The 17,199-nt window shown below is 67.7% G+C and carries 21 protein-coding genes and 4 pseudogenes; 16 read left to right on the top strand and 9 right to left on the bottom strand.

Annotated features, from left to right (window positions below; translation table 11 throughout):
- Nucleotides 1-3 precede the first annotated feature (3 nt).
- The gene (locus AAF143_RS13200) at nt 4-1,005 is read left to right on the top strand and encodes an adenosine kinase (RefSeq protein ID WP_255006062.1); all 1,002 of its coding nucleotides are present in this window, start codon (nt 4-6) and stop codon (nt 1,003-1,005) included.
- Here AAF143_RS13200 and cutA read toward each other — a convergent pair.
- Both cutA and AAF143_RS13190 read right to left on the bottom strand, forming a co-directional pair.
- Nucleotides 974-1,324 carry a divalent-cation tolerance protein CutA gene (gene cutA / locus AAF143_RS13195; RefSeq protein ID WP_255006060.1) on the bottom strand — a complete coding sequence of 117 codons (351 nt, stop codon included), beginning with the start codon at nt 1,322-1,324 and terminating at the stop codon, nt 974-976. The genes AAF143_RS13200 and cutA overlap by 32 nt on opposite strands.
- A complete protein-coding gene (locus tag AAF143_RS13190; RefSeq protein WP_255006058.1) occupies nt 1,321-2,163 on the bottom strand; it encodes a precorrin-6A/cobalt-precorrin-6A reductase in 843 nt (280 codons plus the stop codon). The genes cutA and AAF143_RS13190 overlap by 4 nt, the downstream gene beginning before the upstream one ends.
- A 44-nt stretch (nt 2,164-2,207) precedes the next feature.
- Here AAF143_RS13190 and AAF143_RS13185 point away from each other — a divergent pair.
- Nucleotides 2,208-2,417: pseudogene (locus AAF143_RS13185) on the top strand (single-stranded DNA-binding protein); the annotation flags it as partial.
- Nucleotides 2,418-2,587: 170 nt separating this feature from the next.
- Nucleotides 2,588-2,764, top strand: a complete 177-nt coding sequence (locus AAF143_RS13180; protein ID WP_414027166.1) for a hypothetical protein — start codon at nt 2,588-2,590, stop codon at nt 2,762-2,764.
- 28 nt (nt 2,765-2,792) lie between these two features.
- Here the strand turns inward: AAF143_RS13180 and AAF143_RS13175 are convergent, their stop codons facing one another.
- Nucleotides 2,793-3,011, bottom strand: a complete 219-nt coding sequence (locus tag AAF143_RS13175) for a hypothetical protein (protein ID WP_255006054.1) — start codon at nt 3,009-3,011, stop codon at nt 2,793-2,795.
- An 86-nt stretch (nt 3,012-3,097) separates the two neighbouring features.
- Between AAF143_RS13175 and AAF143_RS13170 the strand changes: the two genes are divergently transcribed.
- The 5 genes and pseudogenes from AAF143_RS13170 (at nt 3,098) to AAF143_RS13150 (ending at nt 5,610) form a co-directional block, all read left to right on the top strand.
- Entirely contained in the window at nt 3,098-3,628 is a 531-nt protein-coding gene (locus AAF143_RS13170) for a DUF2854 domain-containing protein (RefSeq protein WP_414027165.1), read from the top strand.
- The gene (gene argB, locus AAF143_RS13165; protein WP_255006050.1) at nt 3,625-4,518 is read left to right on the top strand and encodes an acetylglutamate kinase; all 894 of its coding nucleotides are present in this window, start codon (nt 3,625-3,627) and stop codon (nt 4,516-4,518) included. The genes AAF143_RS13170 and argB overlap by 4 nt, the downstream gene beginning before the upstream one ends.
- Nucleotides 4,511-4,999 (top strand): hypothetical protein, encoded by a 489-nt coding sequence (locus tag AAF143_RS13160; protein WP_414027164.1) that lies wholly within the window; start codon nt 4,511-4,513, stop codon nt 4,997-4,999. The genes argB and AAF143_RS13160 overlap by 8 nt, the downstream gene beginning before the upstream one ends.
- Nucleotides 4,990-5,330: pseudogene (locus AAF143_RS13155) on the top strand (DUF3153 domain-containing protein); the annotation flags it as partial. The gene AAF143_RS13160 and the pseudogene AAF143_RS13155, both read left to right, overlap by 10 nt.
- Nucleotides 5,331-5,439: 109 nt before the next feature.
- Nucleotides 5,440-5,610 carry a DUF3153 domain-containing protein gene (locus AAF143_RS13150; RefSeq protein WP_414027163.1) on the top strand — a complete coding sequence of 57 codons (171 nt, stop codon included), beginning with the start codon at nt 5,440-5,442 and terminating at the stop codon, nt 5,608-5,610.
- Here the strand turns inward: AAF143_RS13150 and AAF143_RS13145 are convergent.
- The 5 genes and pseudogenes from AAF143_RS13145 to AAF143_RS13125 form a co-directional block, all read right to left on the bottom strand.
- On the bottom strand, nt 5,607-6,011 hold the full coding sequence (locus AAF143_RS13145; protein ID WP_414027502.1) for a hypothetical protein: 405 nt from the start codon (nt 6,009-6,011) through the stop codon (nt 5,607-5,609). The two genes, AAF143_RS13150 and AAF143_RS13145, sit on opposite strands and share 4 nt — an antisense overlap.
- A gap of 78 nt (nt 6,012-6,089) precedes the next feature.
- A pseudogene (locus AAF143_RS13140) lies at nt 6,090-6,170 on the bottom strand (hypothetical protein); the annotation flags it as partial.
- A 118-nt stretch (nt 6,171-6,288) separates the two neighbouring features.
- Nucleotides 6,289-7,131: pseudogene (gene priA / locus AAF143_RS13135) on the bottom strand (primosomal protein N'); the annotation flags it as partial.
- A gap of 20 nt (nt 7,132-7,151) precedes the next feature.
- A complete protein-coding gene (locus tag AAF143_RS13130) occupies nt 7,152-7,520 on the bottom strand; it encodes a hypothetical protein (RefSeq protein ID WP_414027162.1) in 369 nt (122 codons plus the stop codon).
- On the bottom strand, nt 7,504-7,890 hold the full coding sequence (locus tag AAF143_RS13125) for a hypothetical protein (protein ID WP_414027161.1): 387 nt from the start codon (nt 7,888-7,890) through the stop codon (nt 7,504-7,506). Before AAF143_RS13125 ends, AAF143_RS13130 begins: the two co-directional genes overlap by 17 nt.
- Before the next feature lie 411 nt (nt 7,891-8,301).
- On the opposite strand from AAF143_RS13125, the gene AAF143_RS13120 reads away from it, so the two are divergent.
- The 8 genes from AAF143_RS13120 (at nt 8,302) to AAF143_RS13085 (ending at nt 16,929) form a co-directional block, all read left to right on the top strand.
- Entirely contained in the window at nt 8,302-8,484 is a 183-nt protein-coding gene (locus AAF143_RS13120; protein ID WP_414027160.1) for a hypothetical protein, read from the top strand.
- On the top strand, nt 8,432-9,784 hold the full coding sequence (gene rpoD, locus AAF143_RS13115; RefSeq protein ID WP_414027159.1) for an RNA polymerase sigma factor RpoD: 1,353 nt from the start codon (nt 8,432-8,434) through the stop codon (nt 9,782-9,784). Before AAF143_RS13120 ends, rpoD begins: the two co-directional genes overlap by 53 nt.
- Nucleotides 9,785-9,811: 27 nt before the next feature.
- Complete coding sequence (locus AAF143_RS13110; RefSeq protein ID WP_255006043.1) at nt 9,812-10,939, top strand: glycosyltransferase; 1,128 nt, start codon at nt 9,812-9,814, stop codon at nt 10,937-10,939.
- Nucleotides 10,940-11,013: 74 nt separating this feature from the next.
- Complete coding sequence (locus tag AAF143_RS13105; RefSeq protein ID WP_414027158.1) at nt 11,014-12,969, top strand: ArnT family glycosyltransferase; 1,956 nt, start codon at nt 11,014-11,016, stop codon at nt 12,967-12,969.
- Entirely contained in the window at nt 12,966-13,481 is a 516-nt protein-coding gene (locus AAF143_RS13100) for a phosphatase PAP2 family protein (protein WP_414027157.1), read from the top strand. Before AAF143_RS13105 ends, AAF143_RS13100 begins: the two co-directional genes overlap by 4 nt.
- On the top strand, nt 13,478-13,885 hold the full coding sequence (locus AAF143_RS13095; RefSeq protein ID WP_255006039.1) for a DUF1824 family protein: 408 nt from the start codon (nt 13,478-13,480) through the stop codon (nt 13,883-13,885). Before AAF143_RS13100 ends, AAF143_RS13095 begins: the two co-directional genes overlap by 4 nt.
- Before the next feature lie 70 nt (nt 13,886-13,955).
- On the top strand, nt 13,956-14,909 hold the full coding sequence (hemC, locus tag AAF143_RS13090) for a hydroxymethylbilane synthase (protein WP_255006037.1): 954 nt from the start codon (nt 13,956-13,958) through the stop codon (nt 14,907-14,909).
- On the top strand, nt 14,884-16,929 hold the full coding sequence (locus AAF143_RS13085; protein ID WP_414027156.1) for a chloride channel protein: 2,046 nt from the start codon (nt 14,884-14,886) through the stop codon (nt 16,927-16,929). The genes hemC and AAF143_RS13085 overlap by 26 nt, the downstream gene beginning before the upstream one ends.
- Here AAF143_RS13085 and AAF143_RS13080 read toward each other — a convergent pair.
- A complete protein-coding gene (locus AAF143_RS13080; protein ID WP_414027155.1) occupies nt 16,905-17,039 on the bottom strand; it encodes a hypothetical protein in 135 nt (44 codons plus the stop codon). The genes AAF143_RS13085 and AAF143_RS13080 overlap by 25 nt on opposite strands.
- Nucleotides 17,040-17,199: the final 160 nt, after the last annotated feature.

The following is a 17,199-nucleotide window of genomic DNA, read 5'->3' as shown; positions in this document are numbered from 1 at the left end:
CCGATGAATGAATCGATGGACAACACCTTTGATGTGGTCGGCATTGGCAATGCCATCGTCGATGTGCTGGTGCAGGCGGATGATCGTTTTCTGGCCGATCACGGTCTGACCAAGGGGGCCATGGCCCTGGTGGACGAACAGCAGGCGGAACGGCTCTATGGCGCCAGCGGCGCCGGCCTGGAAACCTCCGGAGGCTCGGCGGCCAACACCCTCGCCGGCATCGCCCAGCTCGGGGGCAGGGCCGGTTTCATCGGCCGGGTGCGGGATGACCAGCTGGGGGCGATCTTCGCCCACGACATCCGCGCCGTGGGTGCGCACTACACCACCCCGGCCGCCAGCACGGGACCCTCCACGGCCCGATGCCTGATCGTGGTCACCCCCGATGCCCAACGCACGATGTGCACCTACCTGGGGGCCTCGGTGAATCTGGATCCGGCCGATCTGGATCTGGAGCTGGTGCGGGGGGCCAAGGTGCTGTACCTGGAGGGCTACCTGTGGGACAGCGAGCCGGCCAAGCGGGCCTTCATCGCCGCCGCCGAGGTGATCCGCGCCAGTGGCGGTGAGGTGGCCCTGAGCCTCTCGGATGCGTTCTGCGTGCAGCGGCACCGTGACAGTTTCCTGGAGCTGGTGGACGGCCACGTGGATCTGCTTTTCGCCAACGAGACGGAGATCACCGCCCTTTACGAAACCGACAGCTTCGAGGCGGCGGTGGAACAGGTGCGGGGCCGCTGCCGGGTGGCCGCCCTCACCCGCAGCGAGCGGGGTTCCCTGGTGCTCTCAGGCGAGCGCAGCCATGGGATCGAACCCGTTCATCTCGGTGATCTGGTGGACACCACCGGCGCCGGAGATCTCTATGCCGCCGGCTTCCTCCACGGCTACACCCAGGGGCAGCCCCTGGAGCGCTGCGGTCAACTGGGTTCCCTCTGTGCGGGCCAGGTGGTGACCCAACTGGGTCCCCGCCCCCAGGGCTCCCTCAAGGAGTTGGTGGCGGCTCACCTAGGTTGAGGGCGCAGCTCTCGCTCACCCAGGCGCCATAGGCCCCGTCTGTGCGGGCGGGCCAGTGGATCCATTCCGGGGTGTCGTAGCTGTGCAAGCGCTGCAGCGCCAGGCGTAGTTCCGCCAGGTGCTCCGGGCGGGTCTTGATCAGCAGCTGGACTTCCTCACTGCGCTCCAGCCGTCCTTTCCAGAAGTAATGGGAGCTCACGGGATGCAGGCTGACGCAGGCCACCAGCCCCCGCTCCAGCAAATCCCGCGCCAGCGTTTCGGCCAGCTCCTCATTCGCTTCGCTGGTCAGCACCAGCTCCAGGGGCTGCTCCTGGGTCATGGGCGCGCGCTTGGGCTCCTCAGCTTCTCCAGCAGGGCCTCCATCGGCAAGACGTCCATGGTTTCCGGTTCAAGCGGGCGCCGCAGCAGCAGCAGTTTGAGGCCCTCCTCGCGGGCCAGCTGGCGCCAGAGGGCCTCGGTGAGGCCTCCGGATTGACGGGCCAGCACGGCGGTGCTGCCCCAGTGGCGGCAGAGGGCCCGCTCCAGCGCCAGCTCAGGCAGGCCAGGCGCCCCTGGCCGGTGGCAGGCGATCTGAGCGTCCCTGAGACCCGCCGACTGGGCCAGCCGCAGGGCCGTGGGGCTCGGCAGGATGCGGGCCCCGTGGCCAGCGGCGTTGGAGGCCGCCAGGGCCGCCCCCAGCTGGCGGGCGCCGATGGCCAGCAGCAGCTGATCCGCGACCAGATCCACCTGGGCCAGGGCCGTCAGATCCCTCAGCAGCGTGACGCCCGGGCCTGCCCCATCGCTGCTGCCCTCGGCTCCGATCCATGGCCGCCACAGCCGCAGCAACGGTTGGCCCTGCCGCTGGCAGGCGGCGGCCAGCTGGGCGCTGATCACCCGGGCGAAAGGGTGGCTGGCATCCACCACCCAGGCAAAGGCGGCGCCTCGCCCGCGCGCCGCTTCCAGCCGCGCTTCGATTGCCCCCTCCCCACCCAGGGCACCGATCTCAAGCTCCAGGTCGGGGTGCGGGTCATAGGCGCGCCCGGCGGAGGCCGCCACCAGGCTCACCTGAACCCGCCATCCGCGCTCAAGCAGGGCGGCCGCCAGCAGGGGCCCCTCGCCCGTGCCCGCCACCAGCCAGAGATGTCGCTGGGGCGTCTGCTCTGGGGCGGGTTCGTGCATCAAGATGGGCCACCGCCGCAGCACCCAGCTCCTTGAATCACGCCGTGCTGGAAGTGGAGGTGCTGGAGGCGCCCCAGATCCGTTACACCCAGGACAATCAGACCCCGATCGCGGAGGTGTCGGTGCAGATCGATGGGCTCCGGCCCGAGGATCCCCCGGGTCTGCTGAAGCTGGTGGGCTGGGGAAGCCTCGCCCAGGACCTGCAGAACCGGGTGCAGCCCGGCCAGCGGCTGGTGGTGGAGGGACGCCTGCGCATGAACACCGTCACCCGTCAGGACGGCATCAAGGAGAAGCGGGCCGAATTCACCCTCTCGCGCCTGCACCCGATCGCTGCCGCCCCAGCAGGGGAGGCTCCAGGCGTGTTGCCCCCGCCGGCGGCTGGGTCCGCCGCTGGGGGAGCCCCCCGCGCCCGCGCCAGGGCTCCGTGCCGGCACCGGTGCGGGTGGGCAGTGGCGCCGGCGGGGACCCTGCCGTCCGAGCCGCTCCCGAGCAGGCGGCCAGCCCCGCCCGCCCCAGCCCGGAATCGGCCAGCGCCCCTGCCTGGAACACCTCGCCGCTGGTGCCCGATTTCCCCGAGGGGGACGACGACATTCCCTTCTGATCCGTGGGTCACTGGGTGGCCCCAGCCATCAGAGCTTGAGCCGCTGGGCGGCCTGATCCAGCAACTGGCCCAACTCCCGCTCCAGTGCGGCCAGGTCCAGGCGCAGGTCCGGCCAGGCGCCGGCATCGATCTGCTGCAGCAACCAGAGGCGATCGGCGGAGAGTTGCTCGAGCAACAGGCCGTTGGAGGGCTCGGCCGCCGCGCCATGGGCGTCGCCAGGGGGAACGCTTGCTGGGTCAGGGGCCATGGCCGAGCTCAAGGGCGATCCTGGCCATCCTGCCCGGCCTTAACCGAAGATGGCGTGATGAATGCCTTCGCCTCCCCGGCACCCTGGTGACCATCACCGGTGCGGCCCTCACCGTGATCGGCTCGATCGCCTACGTGAGCGACAGTCCCAACATCAGCCTGGCGGGGGTGTTTTATGGCGTGCCGGTGCTGCTGGGCGGCCTGGCGCTCAAATCCTCTGAACTGCCCCCGGCGGACAAGCTCGAGGCCGAACCTGGTGCCCAGGAGCTGGGTTCTCTCCCCGCTGCCGAGGCGCTGCGCAAACTCTTCAAAGACGTCACCCGCTGGCGCTACGGCCAGAAGGCTCACCTGGAAACGTCGCTCCAGGCCCTTCGCCTCTGGGATGACGAGGCCCCGCCCGAACTCATCGCCGTGCGCGAACTGGCCCGCAATGGTGGCTACGGCCTCAGCCTGCAATTCCGCACCGGCGGGGTCCCCCTGGAGCGCTGGCAGGATCGCTGCGAGCGGCTCGGGCGCTTCTTCGCCCCTGGCCTGGTGGCCGAAATCCACCCCAGCGGCGCCGATGGCTTCGAGCTGCTGCTGCTGCCCCTTCCTGATTCCCCGCCCAGCGAGCCTTGAGCCACGACCCCGTCATCAGCGCCCAGGACAGCTTGCGGGCCTCCGTCCTCAGCGAGGCGCTCCCTTACATCCAGCGCTTCGCAGGCCGGCGGGTGGTCGTCAAGTACGGCGGCGCGGCGATGGTGCGCGAGGAGTTGCGCGAGGCGGTGTTCCGCGATCTCGCCCTGCTGGCTTGCGTCGGGGTCCAGCCCGTGGTGGTCCACGGGGGCGGGCCGGAGATCAACCAGTGGCTCACGCGCCTGGCGATCGAACCCCGCTTCGAGGGAGGGCTGCGGGTCACCGACGCCGACACCATGGATGTGGTTGAGATGGTCCTGGTGGGCCGTGTCAACAAGCAGATCGTCAACGGTCTCAACCGTGTGGGTGGAAAGGCGGTGGGCCTCTCCGGCAGTGATGGAGGCCTGGTGGAGGCCCGCACCTGGGGTGATGGTTCCCATGGCCTGGTGGGGGATGTGGCGGCGGTCAACCCCGCGGTGCTCAAGCCCCTGCTGGAGAACGGCTACATCCCGGTGATCTCCAGCGTCGCGGCTAACCCCGAGGGGGCCGCCCACAACATCAACGCCGACACCGTGGCCGGGGAAGTGGCGGCGGCCCTCCAGGCCGAAAAGCTGATCCTGCTCACCGACACCCCTGGGATCCTGAGGGATCGCCACGATCCGGGCTCGCTGCTGCGCCAGCTCTCGTTGGCGGAGGCGCGCGATCTGATCGCCACCCGCGTGGTGGATGGTGGCATGACCCCCAAGACCGAATGCTGCATCCGTGCCCTTGCCCAAGGGGTGGCGGCCGCCCACATCATCGATGGCCGGGTTCCCCATGCCCTGCTCCTGGAGCTGTTCACCGATGCGGGCATCGGCACGATGGTGACGGGTCGCCATCGACCCCATGGCTGAGGAGTTCCTCGATCGATCCCGCGCGGCCCTCGATCGTGGCGACTACGGCACCGCTTTGGCCCTGCTGGAGCCCCTGGCTGAGCTCCATGGGCCCCGCACGGCGATCGGCGGGCGGTTGCGGCTCTTGATGGCCACGGCCCTGATGGGCCAGGGGAAAAGTGAGCGGGCGCTCCGTCTCTGCCGCTCCCTGCGCGCCTGCGCCGACCCCGACCTGCGGCTGGAGGCCAAGGCGCTCGAGATGGTGCTGGAGGCCCCCGAGCTGGAGCGGCCGCGCAACTGGTCGCTCACCCTGCCGGCCCTGGGGGAGGTGGAATCACTCCAGGGTCGGGCCAGGGCCGGCTCCCTGGGCCGAAGCGACCCTCGCCGCCAGGAGGCTCCTCCGCCACCGCCGGTGGGCCCCACGAGAGTTCCCTGGGGCTTCGCTGCTCTGCTGAGCGTGCTGCTGTTGCTCGCCGCGCTCTTGGGGGGTGCATGCGGGTGAGCACCGCGGTGCATTTCCCCGCACCGGGCAGGATTCAACTGGAGCAACGCTTCTCCAGCGCCACCGGCCAGCGGTTGCCGTGGCAGGACCAGTACGTCAAGGGAATCGCTGATCTGCCCCACCGGCTGGAACGGCGCGGTGGTGATCTGCGGGTGATCAGCCCGGTGCTGACTCCGGATCGCGCCGCCGCCTGGCTCCAGGACAGCGTGGCGGTGGCGGCCCGGCTGGGGGGCTGGAGCTGCCGCCGCCTGGGTGGTCGCTCCGGGAGCGCAACTGGTTGATCGGCGTGCGTCAGCAGCTGGTGCTTGAGCTGGATCTCGCTGCGACGCGGGCCTGGCCAGGGCTGGACCTGGAGCTGCGCTTCGAACCCCTGGCCCTGGGCTCCGTGCGCCTGGCTCAGCCCCTGGCGCCCCGCGCTGAGCTGACTGCTGGGCGAGGGGGTGGTCTGGCCCCTGCGCAGCGGTGCCGTGAATCGCCTGGAGCTGAGAGTCTGGCGCTGGAGCCGCCTCGGCCTGGGCAGTGTGGGGATCGCGCTGGTGCTGGCGTTGGTGCTGATCCTGCAGCGGCTGCGCTGGCAGGTGGGCTTCCGACTACCGGAGCTGCCGGCCTAGAGCTCCAGGGGATCGGGATCAATCGCCAGACCCACCCCCTTGGGCAACCCCTGGCGCAGCTCCGCCTCCGGCGGCAGAGGCAGCGGGCTGCCCGATGGGCCGTGCAGCAGCAGTTGCCATCGGCTGCGGCCCGCCACCCGGGTGATCGGTGCTGGGGCCGGCCCCACCATCACCCAGCCGGCGCTCAGCACCTGGGGGGCGATGCGCTCCGCCAGGGTGGTGGCGGCGGTGGCGGTGGCGCTGGCCGAGACCCCCACCAGCCGCAGCAGGGCCGCCCGGCTGAAGGGCACCAGGCCCGCCTGGCGACGAATCTCCAGCTCCTGCTCCAGAAAGCGTTCATAACGGCCATCCACCAGGTGGCGGATCACGGCGTGGTCGGGGCAGTAGGTCTGCACCAGCACCTCCCCCGCTCGCTCGCCCCGGCCGGCCCGGCCCGCCAGCTGCAGCAGCAGTTGCAGGCTCTGCTCGCTGGAGCGCAGGTCGGGGCGGTGCAGCAGGCCATCGGCCGCCAGCACCGCCGCCAGGGTCACCGCAGGCAAGTCCATGCCCTTGGCCAGCATCTGGGTGCCCACCAGCACGTCGGCTTCTCCGGCGGCGAACTGCTCCAGCAGGCGCCGGTGCCCCCTGGCCGCGGGTGGTGTCGCGGTCGAAACGCAGCACCCGCAGGTCCTCCAGCTCGTTGCTGAGTTGCTCCATCACCCGCTGGGTGCCGGCGCCGAAGGGCTTGAAGGCGGTGGAGCCACAGGCACCGCAGCGCGGCTCGATGTCCTGACGGTGATCGCACCAATGGCAGCGCAGCCAGTCACCGGAACGGACGGAGCGGTGCACCGTCAGGGCCACATCGCAGTGGGGGCACTGCACCACCTCACCGCAACTGCGGCAGCTCAGGAAGCTGCTGTAACCGCGCCGAGGTACCAGCACCACGGCCTGCTCCCCCTGCTCGCGCAGGCGCTCCAGTCGCTCCATCAACGGCCGGCTGATCAGGCGGCGGTGACCTTCTGCGAGTTCCTGGCGCATGTCCACCACCCGCACCGGCGGTAGGGGGCGCTGGCCGATGCGTTCGGGGAGTCGCACCAGGGCGGTGGCCCCTGGGCCACTCTGCTGACAGGCGAGCCAGGTTTCCAGCGATGGGGTGGCACTGCCCAGCAGCAACCGGGCGCCGCTGCGTCGGGCCCGGTGCCGGGCCACATCGCGGGCGTGATAACAGGGCATCGGAGCGTCCTGCTTGTAGGAGCTGTCGTGTTCCTCATCAAGGACGATCAGCGCCAGGTCCCGCAGGGGCAGGAACACCGCTGAGCGGGTGCCCACCACCACCACCGGCTGGGCGCGGTCAGCCTCCAGGCAGCGGCGCCAGCTGGCGATGCGCTGGGCTTCGCTCAATCCGCTGTGGTACTCCACGATCGAACTGGCGAAACGGGCCTTGAAGCGATCCAGCAGCTGGGGGACCAGTCCGATTTCGGGGGTGAGCACCAGGGCGCTCTGGCCCTCGGCCAGGGCCAGGGCGCAGGCCTGCAGATACACCTCGGTCTTGCCCGAGCCGGTCACCCCCAGAGCAACAGGGCACCGCCTGGCGGAGTGGCGGCCAGGCGTTCGAGAGCCTGGCGCTGGGCTGCGCTGGGTGCCTGAGGTGGCTCAAGGGTCCCGGCGGTTCCATCCACCGCGGCCACCCCGGCGGCCTGCAGGGTCATGAACTCAGCGCTGCCGGCGGCCACGGCCCGGCGCCGCAGCTGCCCCTGGCGCTCCAACCCTTCCACCACCGAGCGGCTGAAGCGCTCCGCGGTCGTGAGCGTGCTCAGCCAGGCGCGGCCACCCCGTTGCTCCAGCAGCTCCAGCAGCGACTGCTGACGGGGGTGAGGGCGGAGGAGGATGGGCCTGTGGCATCCGCGCCGGGCGTCAGTTCCACCAGCCAACGGTTGCGGGCCGGCCCACCCTGGCGCTCGGGCCTTTGCCCCAGCCAGCCGGGGGGAGGGCCGTTTTCAAGGTCTTGAACAGGCTGGTGTGGCAGTCCGCCGCCACCTCACTGAGCAGGGCCCGCCAGTGGGGGTCCACAGCGGCGCTCTGGTGCAGCCCCTCCACCGGTTGAAGGCGATCGGGGTCCAGCTCCGGCGGCAGTCGCTCGAGCCCTTCCACCACCAGGCCGACATGACGCCGGCCCCGCAGCTTCAGTCGCACAAGATCACCGCTGGCAAGGGGCAGCCCCAGCGGGTTGGCATAGGTGAAGATTCGTCCCTCACGTCCCGCCTCCAGCCAGATTTGAAGCCAGGTGGGGCCAGGGGGCACCGGCTCAGATTCCTCCAACCTTGCAAAGCCCACATCGATTTCTTAGAATGACCATGTTGAGCAGCTGCTAAAGCTGCTGTCGGAACCCCGCAGAGTTCCGTCCAGAGGGAAGACCTGAAGAGAGTGCCAGGAGGAGTCTCCCTCCCCATCGGTCCTCCCGGTCTGAGACCACCCCTGACAGCACTGCTGGGCTTTCGCCCCGATCACCGTGCTCGTCGTTTTCAAGTTGGGTTTGCTTTCCTCGGACGCTTGATGCCGTCGATGAATTTCGGTCTCTGGGCGATGGTCGATCGCCAGGCCGTTGTCGGCAGCGTTCGTCTGGTCTGCACTCTGGCCTGATCGGATGTCACCGCCCTTTCCGGGCTGTCCGTTTTGCGTGTACACGCGCCCCCTTTCCTGTTCTTGTCCGCCATGAGTCCTGCTGTCGCTGCCAACGTCACCAAGCCCGTGTCTGAGATCCTGCTGGTCGCCAACGGCATCGGCGACGAGGTCACGATGACCAAGCCCAAGAGCACCCGCAGCCGCAAGCAGATCGCCCCCCATGGCCGACGACGCCACCGCAGCCGAGCCGTCTCCCGCCAACGACACCGCTGAGCAGCCTGATCCGGCGAACAAGGTGAGCCCGAGCCGCAGCCACAAGGCGGCGACCCCCAAGGCCGCGGCAGCCAAGTCGGCAGCGGCAAAGACCACCGGCACCAAGGCAACCACCTCGAAGGCAGCGGCCTCAAAGGCGGTGGCTGCCAAGGCCGCCACGACCAAGGCCACGGCCAAGAAGGCTGTTGCCGCCAGCAAGGCCGATGGAGCGAAGGCCGACCCCAGTGGCAGTGCCGAGAGCGCTGTGGATCTCGATCTGGCCGCCAACGAGCTCCTGGCCGCCAGCGCTGAAGAGCGCAAGGACCCCAAGGCCGCCAAGGTCCTGGCCAGCATCAAGGTCGGCCCCAAGGGCGTTTACACCGAGGATTCGATCCGGGTGTACCTGCAGGAGATCGGCCGCATTCGCCTGTTGCGGCCCGATGAGGAGATCGAGCTGGCGCGCAAGATCGCCGACCTGCTCCATCTCGAGGAACTCGCCGCGCAGTTCGAGCAGGACAACGGCCATGCCCCCGACAACAAGGAATGGGCCGTCCTCCTGGACATGCCCCTGGTCAAGTTCCGTCGCCGGCTGATGCTCGGCCGCCGGGCCAAGGAAAAGATGGTCCAATCCAACCTGCGGCTGGTGGTGTCGATCGCCAAGAAATACATGAACCGGGGTCTTTCCTTCCAGGACCTGATCCAGGAGGGAAGCCTCGGCCTGATCCGTGCCGCCGAGAAGTTCGACCACGAAAAGGGTTACAAGTTCTCCACCTATGCCACCTGGTGGATCCGCCAGGCCATCACCCGGGCGATCGCTGACCAGAGCCGGACCATTCGCCTGCCGGTGCACCTTTACGAAACCATCTCTCGGATCAAGAAGACCACCAAGGTGCTCAGCCAGGAGTTCGGCCGCAAACCCACCGAGGAGGAGATTGCTGAATCGATGGAGATGACGATCGAGAAGCTGCGCTTCATCGCCAAATCAGCCCAGCTGCCGATCTCGCTGGAAACACCGATCGGTAAAGAGGAAGATTCACGCCTCGGTGATTTCATCGAAGCCGACATCGAGAACCCAGAGCAAGATGTCGCCAAGAACCTGCTGAGGGAAGATCTTGAGGGGGTTCTGGCCACCCTCAGCCCCCGCGAACGCGACGTGCTGCGCCTGCGCTACGGCCTTGATGATGGCCGCATGAAGACCCTCGAGGAGATTGGCCAGATCTTTGATGTGACCCGTGAGCGCATCCGCCAGATCGAGGCCAAGGCCCTGCGCAAGCTCCGTCACCCCAACCGCAACGGCGTGCTCAAGGAGTACATCAAGTAACCTCCGAGCGTCTGAGGCATCTCCCCTTTGCCCGAATCGGTCGTCGCGTCTGCCGGGACCTCTCCGGCAGCGAGGGTCACCATCGTTCTGCCCACCTTCAACGAGCGGCAGAACATTCAGCCGATCCTCCAGCAGTTGCTGGCCCTTCGCAACCGGTTCCAGTTGGAGCTGATTGTCGTTGATGACGACTCGGCGGACGGAACCGCCGATTTCGTGAAGGAACTGGCCCATCAGGAACCCGCCCTCCGCTTGATCCGGAGGGTGGGGCGATCCGGCTTGTCCAGTGCGATCAAGGAGGGACTCCTCGATGCCACCGGCGACCTGGCAGTCGTCATGGACTGCGACGGCCAGCATGAACCGGCGGCCGTTGCGGAGGCACTCGACAGCTTGCAGGCCCAGAACGCCGATCTGGTGATCGGCAGCCGCTTTCACCACGCTGCCTCAATTGTGGGCTTGAGCAGCAAGCGCGAAGGAGGTTCTGTGATGGCCAACCAGCTGGCGCGCTTCACCCTGCCTCGCTACAGGCATCTCACTGACTTCATGAGTGGCTTCTTTGCCCTGCGCCTCGATCGCTGCATGCCGATGATTCGACAGGTGGATGCGCAGGGTTTCAAGTTCCTCTACGAACTCCTTTCGATCAGTCGGGGGCAACTTGTTGCCGTTGAGACTCCGCTGACCTTCCAATCCCGCAGCTTCGGAAGCTCCAAGCTGGATGTCTCCATCCTCTGGGACTTTGGTGTGTCGATCATCCATACGCTGCTGTTACGCATGGTTCCCCGGCGTGCGGTGAGTTTCGCCTTGGTCGGTGTTTCGGGAATCGGGGTCCAGTTGCTGGCCTCCAAGATTTTGATGCTGCTGGGCTTTTCTTTTGTCGCCTCATTACCTCCGGCTGTGATTGTTTCAGCATGCAGCAATTATCTGGTGAACAACACGCTCACGTTTCGCCATCTGCGCTTAAAGGGATTCCCATTGCTGGCAGGCCTGATCAAGTTTCTGATCGTCGCATCTCTGCCCATGCTGGCCAACATCGGTCTGGCCAGTGTTTTTTATTCCAGCGTGGCCAAAGACACCCTTTTTGCTCAGATAGCCGGCATTACCGTCGTGTTCGTATGGAATTACGCCGCCTCCTCCCGTTTCGTCTGGAACACCCCCTGAGCTGATCTTTGTGCCGCTCGTTCTTTGCTGAACGTACGGTTTTGTCTTTTTCTCCCCTCCCGTGCACTGATCGCATGGCTTTCACTTCAATCCCGCAGGCGCGCTCCACCCGTCTGGCTCTGCTTTCAGCCGCTGGTCTGCTGCTGCTCTGCTGGGTGGCCTTCTTCAACCAACTGGGCACGCTCAGTTTGATGGACAAGACCGAAGCCCTCTTCGTGGAGGTGGGCCGGGAAATGCTGCAGCGCAACGACTGGATCACGCCCCACTGGAACGGTGAGCCGTTCTTCGACTATCCCGTCTGGGGCTACTGGATGGTGGCCCTGAGCTTTCGCCTCTTCGGTGTGAGCGCCTGGGCGGCGCGGCTGCCCGTGGCACTCATGGCCAGCGCGGTGGTGGTGGCGGGCTTCGCTCTGCTCTGGGTGCTGTCCGAGGGCGAAGCGACCGGGAGCCGTTGGCGACGCTGCTGGCTTGGGGCCGCGCTTCTGGCGTTCAACCCTGGCTGGGTGGGCTGGGGGCGCAGTTCCGTCACCGACATGTTCCTCTCCAGTGCGATCACGCTGTCATTGTTCGGATTCTTTCTGGCCTACAGCCAGGTGGACCGGCCTGGCCTGCGCCGCTGCGGCTACGTGGCGATGCCTCTTTTCAGCGCCATCGCGGTGCTGGCCAAGGGCCCGGTGGGTCTGGTGCTGCCGGGGGCGGTGATCGTGGTGTTCCTGCTCGGCTCGGCCCAGTTGCGCTCCGTGCTCCGCCAGATGCCAATGCTGCCGATGGCGGTCGCCTTCCTTGCGTTGGCCAGCCCCTGGTACCTGCTGGCGGCACGGGCGAACGGCACCGAATTCCTCGGGGGCTTCTTCGGCTTCAGCAACCTGCAGCGTTACACCTCGGTGCTCTATGGCCATTCCGGCCCCTGGTACTTCTACCTGCCCTGGTGCCTGATCCTGCTCCTGCCGTGGTCGTTGTTTCTGCCCTTGGCCGCCCTGCGACTGCGCTTCTGGCAGCTCGAGCGCTGGCGTCAGCAGCCCCGCAGTGTGCAGTTCGCACCCTTCTGCCTGGTCTGGTTTCTGGTGGTGCTGCTGTTCTTCTCGGCCGCCAGCACGAAGTTGGCGGGATACATCCTCCCTCTTGTTCCCGCCGGCGCCCTGGTGGTGGCCCTGTTCTGGATGCCACTGCCGGCCGCGCCACTGTCGGTGTCTCAGGCCCCGCTGATGGACGATCGCTGGCAGCGGTTCTATGGCTGGTTGAACGCGCTGCTGCTGGCGGCCATGGCGGTGGCGGCGGCGATCGCCCCACGCTGGGCCGCGGGTGATCCGGCCTATCCAGGCTTTGCTGCTGCCCTGTCCCGCTCAGGTCTGCCCTTGATCTTTGCGGCGCTGCTCGCGGCTGCCGCCCTGGCGATGGTGGTTCGGCTCAGCCGCGGCGGGCCGCCGCAGGCTCTGTGGCTTCCGAATCTGGCGGCCTTCGCCGGGGTGCTGCTGCTGGTCGTTCCCGGACTGGCCCCCCTGATGGAGCGCGAACGGCAACAGCCCGTGCGGGAGGTGGCCGCCCTGGCCGGCCAGTGGATCCGCCCCGGCGAACCGCTGCTGGTGGTGGGCTACAAGCGCTACAGCGTCGTGTTCTACAGCGGCCATCCGGCCCGGTTCTTCGACAGCGCCGCCAGCGCCGAGGAGGAGCTCAGGGCTGAGACCAAGCCGGGGACACCGCTGCCGCCATCGGTTCTGGTGGTGGGAGAGGAGCGCAAGCTGCGGGAGTTTTCCCTGCCGCCTGAGCGGATCGAGCAGCTGGCCAGCCGCGGCAGCCAGGCTCTCTGGCGGCTCCGATTCGCCCCCCCAGGGCGCAGAATCAAGGCCATGAAGCGTGCGCTGTCCCTCCAGCTGTTGGGAGGGCTGAAGGACTGGATGCGGCTGTTCGGCCCCTGGCGCCTGCTGGCCTGCCTGGCGGCCCTGGCACTGGTGCTGCTGATCGCGCTGACGGTGGTGCCCCTCGAGCTTCCCCCCTCGACAACGCTCTGCTCAGTTGGCTTGGTCAGGTGATCCCCGTCGGCATGGGCCGTTGGCTGGTGAGGGTCTACAAGGTGAGCGGCATTCAGTTCACCGCCGTGCTGGTGACGGCAGCCCTGATCTACCTGGGGTGGAAGCGTTGGTGGAATGAGCTGCGCTGGCTGGTGGTGGGCACCGGTGGCATCCTGTTGATCGTCGACCGCTGGCTCAAGCCGCTCTTCGATCGCCACCGCCCTGAGGACAAGCTGGTGCAGGCCTTCGGCCGCAGTTTCCCCAGCGGCCATGCCGCCGGTGCGGTGGTGTTCTATTTCCTGATGTGCGCCATCCTTGTGGCCCGCTATCCCCAGCTGCGGCGCCCCCTCTACCTGGGTTCGGCCCTCTGGGTCGCTGTGATCTGGCTGAGCACGCTCTATTGCCGGGTGCATTGGCCCACCGACATCGTTGCGGGTGCTTGCGTGGGCTTCATCTGGCTCAGCCTCTGCTCGGTGAGTCTCCGCTTCTTTGGGGCCCGACAGACTGACTGTTCCCTGGGCCGATCCTCTTGAGCACGTCTGCCTCGCTTCCGTCGCTGATGGCCCTGCGCGGCTTGCGCACTGCCCCCACCCTGGGAGCCACCGAGCGCCAGGGGCTGCGCGCTGAACTCGACGAAAAGCTGGCGGCCTGCGAGTGGTTCACCATCGGAGTGATGGCCGCCGATGGCGCCACCGCCATCGCCGCCCTGCGCCAACTTGAGCGTCAACACGGCTGGTCTCCCCTTGAGGCCGATCCAAGCGAGGCGGCTGGGACCCCCAGCGGTGGTGTGTTCCTCAAGGGAAACCAGAACACCGGCCGCTTTCGCCTGCGCCAGGAAGCCGGGCTCGGCCTGGGAGTGTTGATCAGCGGGCACAGCTCCGTGGCGCCTGAGGCCGAGGACACCTGGGGCCCCTTCCCTCTGGATTTCTTCGCCTGATCTCAGGACCGGTCAGTCCCTAGGCTGGACGGCTGTGTCGGGCAGTCGCTGCCGGGTTGAGGTTGATCTGATGGCTGGCTCCATGTTGCGCATCGCCTCTCGCCGCAGTCAGCTGGCGATGGTGCAGACCCACTGGGTGCGTGATGAGCTGGCCAGGACCCATGGGGGCCTGGAGATCAGCATCGAAGCGATGGCCACCCAAGGGGACAAGATCCTCGATGTGGCCCTGGCCAAGATCGGTGACAAGGGCCTGTTCACCAAGGAGCTGGAGGCCCAGATGCTTCTGGATCGAGCGGACATCGCCGTTCACAGCCTCAAGGACCTGCCCACGAACCTGCCGGAGGGCCTGATCCTTGGCTGCATCACCGAACGGGAGGATCCCGCCGATGCCCTGGTGGTGCATGAACGCCATCGGGACAAGACCCTGGCCACCCTGCCGGCCGGCAGTGTGGTGGGCACCAGCTCGCTCAGGCGGCTGGCTCAGTTGCGCCATCACTACCCCCAGCTCGCCTTCAAGGACGTGCGCGGCAACGTGATCACCCGTCTGGAGAAGCTGGATGCGGGCGACTACGACTGCCTGATCCTGGCGGCGGCGGGCCTGGGCCGCCTCGGACTGGGCCATCGCATCCATGAACTGATTGACCCAGCCGTTTCGCTCCATGCGGTGGGCCAGGGGGCCCTGGGTATCGAGTGCCGCGAGGGTGATGACACGGTGCTCGAGTGCATCAAAGTGCTGGAGCACCTGCCCACGGCCAGGCGTTGCCTGGCGGAGCGGGCCTTCCTGCGCGAACTGGAGGGGGGCTGTCAGGTGCCGATCGGGGTGAACACGCGCTTCGAGGGCGAGGACCTGGTGCTCACCGGCATGGTGGCCAGCCTCGATGGTCTGCGCCTGATTCGCGACGAGGCCCGCGGCCCCCAGGACGACCCGGAGGCCATCGGGATTTCGCTGGCCCATGCCCTTAAGCGCCAGGGGGCAGGAGCGATCCTGGAGGAGATCTTTGCAATCGTCCGACCCGAGGCCTGAGCTCGTCACCGCCCCCTCCCTTCCAGCTGCGGCAATGGAGCCGGAGCCGGAGCTTGAGGGTGAGTCCCTGACGTTGCCGTTCCAGTGGAGTCTGCTGGCCTGGGCGGCCCTGGTGGGGGTGCTCACCGGTGCTGCGGTGGTGGGCTTTCACGAACTGCTCGGCTTCATCAACAATGTCCTGTTCGGCCCGGTGGTCGATCTGTTGCTGGGCATCGCCGGGCACCCGGAGCCTCCGCCACCGCTGCCCGTAGAGGTTCTGGTGCCCCTTGACAACGGCACCCCGCTCAAGGCCCTGCTGCAACTTGGTTTGGGTGGCCTGGGGTTGTTGCCGCCACCACCGCCACCACCGGAACCGCTGCCGCTGCCGCCGCCGCTGCCGGTTGGGCCGCTGGCTTGGCTGGCCCTTTGGCCGGTGGTGGTGGTGCCGATGATCGGCGGCCTGGGGGTGGGGTTGCTCAGGCAGGTGGGCGGCAACCTGGGTCCGAGCCTGCCCAGCTTGATGGCCATGGCCGACGGGGCGGTGAAGGCCGCCCCACGTCTGCCGCTGCTGCGGCTGGTGGCGGCCTCCTTGAGCCTGGGCAGTGGCGCCTCCCTCGGGCCGGAGGGTCCGAGCGTGGAAAGCGGCGGAAATCTGGGTTTATGGGTGGGCCTCAAGGGAGCCTTGGCGCCCCAGTCCCAGAAGGCCCTGGTGGCCGCGGGGGTGGCGGCGGGCCTTGCGGCCGGGTTCAAGGCTCCGATCGCCGGCGTGTTCTTCGCCTTCGAGGGCTCCTACAGCTCGATTCCCGGGCGCCCCAGCCTGCGCGCCGTGCTGGTGGCGGCCATTGCCAGCACCCTGGTCACCCAGCTGGCCCTGGGGGACGATCCGATCTTCCGTCTGCCCTCCTATGAGGTGCGTTCACTGCTGGAGTTGCCCCTCTACCTGGGTTTGGGGGTGGTGGCCAGCCTGATGTCCTGGGCCCTGGTGAGCCTGCTGGCGGCCGGCCGCAGCGAGCGGGTTCAGCGCCATCTGGGCCGACTGCCGGGCTGGCTGATCACCACCCTGGGGGGCCTCGGGGTGGGGCTGATGGCCCTCGGCTTCCCCCAGGTGCTGGGGGTGGGCTACGACACGATCGAAGCGCTGCTGGGCAACCAGGGAGGGGTGGCCCTGACCACCCTGTTGGCGTTGCTGGTCGTCAAGCTGCTGGCCACGGGTCTCAGCAACGCCACCGGATTCGTCGGCGGCGGTTTTGCCCCCTCCCTCTTTCTCGGGGCGGTTCTGGGCAATTGCTACGGCCAGATCCTCGGTGACAGCGGCCTGCATCTGCCGGTGGCCGAACCTCCGGCCTACGCGATGGTGGGCATGGCCGCGGTGCTGGCGGGCAGCGCCCGGGCCCCGCTCACTGCCCTGCTGCTGCTGTTCGAGCTCACCCGCGACATTCGGATCGTGCTCCCCTTGATGGCGGCCGCAGGTCTGAGCGCCCTGCTGGTCGAGCGCTGGCAGGGTCTGGTGGATCCAGGTCTGCTCGGCCCCGATCCGGTGGAGCAGGAGCGCCGACGGAAGCTGCGTGCCCTGCCCGTGCAGGAGGCCTTCGATCCAGAGGCTCCACTGGTGCTCGCCGCAGACACCCCCGCCCGGGAAGCCCTCGCTCAATTGGTGGCGGCCCATGGCCATTGCCTGATCGTCGAACGCGATGACCAGGTGATCGCTCTGGTGACCTTGATTGATCTGCAGCTGGGACTCAGCAGCGACAAGGGTGAACTGAGCGTCGAGGAGTGCCGCCGCTCCGACCTGGTGTGGCTGAGCGAGGAGGCCAACCTGGCCCAGTTGGAGGATCAACTGCTCCCCAATGATCTGAGACAGTTGCCGGTCTTTGCCCTCCAGCACGCGCCCCAGCGTTCGCCCTTGCCCCATGGGCTGCCGACTCTGGGTCTACCCCTGGCCGATCTCAAGGGAATGGCCAGCCGCGATGGCATGGCCCGGGCGATCGCCCGACGGGTGATCGCAAGATCAGAGCTTCAGGCCTTGCCGCTGCCCAGCTGATCGATCATCACGGTGGCCACCGGATCAACGGCGCAGAGCAATTCCAGCAGCCGATCTCGATCGACCCGTGAGAGTTCGCCGTCTTCGCCCCACTTGAGGCTGGTGCTCACCACCGAATGGACCTGGGGCCGCGGGATGTCTTGATTCATGCGCGGACTCCCGCGTTGCTGGTGGAGGAGGTGGACAAGAAAAAAGGGTCGCTGAGGACCCCCTAGATGCTGAGAATGTAGCGAGCTGAAGGGCTTCTGATCAGGGCTGGACGCAGCTTTG

It is taken from the genome of Cyanobium sp. ATX-6F1 (assembly GCF_047395825.1).
GTDB lineage: Bacteria > Cyanobacteriota > Cyanobacteriia > PCC-6307 > Cyanobiaceae > ATX-6F1.
This window is presented reverse-complemented; position numbering and strand designations above follow the sequence as displayed.

Bases quoted from the DNA above. Each gene is read 5' to 3' on its own strand.
- AAF143_RS13200 (WP_255006062.1), top strand. From the start codon at position 4: ATGAATGAATCGATGGACAACACCTTTGATGTGGTCGGCATTGGCAAT.
- cutA (WP_255006060.1), bottom strand. From the start codon at position 1,324: ATGACCCAGGAGCAGCCCCTGGAGCTGGTGCTGACCAGCGAAGCGAAT.
- AAF143_RS13190 (WP_255006058.1), bottom strand. From the start codon at position 2,163: ATGCACGAACCCGCCCCAGAGCAGACGCCCCAGCGACATCTCTGGCTG.
- AAF143_RS13175 (WP_255006054.1), bottom strand. From the start codon at position 3,011: ATGGCCCCTGACCCAGCAAGCGTTCCCCCTGGCGACGCCCATGGCGCG.
- AAF143_RS13160 (WP_414027164.1), top strand. From the start codon at position 4,511: ATGGCTGAGGAGTTCCTCGATCGATCCCGCGCGGCCCTCGATCGTGGC.
- AAF143_RS13120 (WP_414027160.1), top strand. From the start codon at position 8,302: ATGAGTCCTGCTGTCGCTGCCAACGTCACCAAGCCCGTGTCTGAGATC.
- rpoD (WP_414027159.1), top strand. From the start codon at position 8,432: ATGGCCGACGACGCCACCGCAGCCGAGCCGTCTCCCGCCAACGACACC.
- AAF143_RS13105 (WP_414027158.1), top strand. From the start codon at position 11,014: ATGGCTTTCACTTCAATCCCGCAGGCGCGCTCCACCCGTCTGGCTCTG.
- hemC (WP_255006037.1), top strand. From the start codon at position 13,956: ATGGCTGGCTCCATGTTGCGCATCGCCTCTCGCCGCAGTCAGCTGGCG.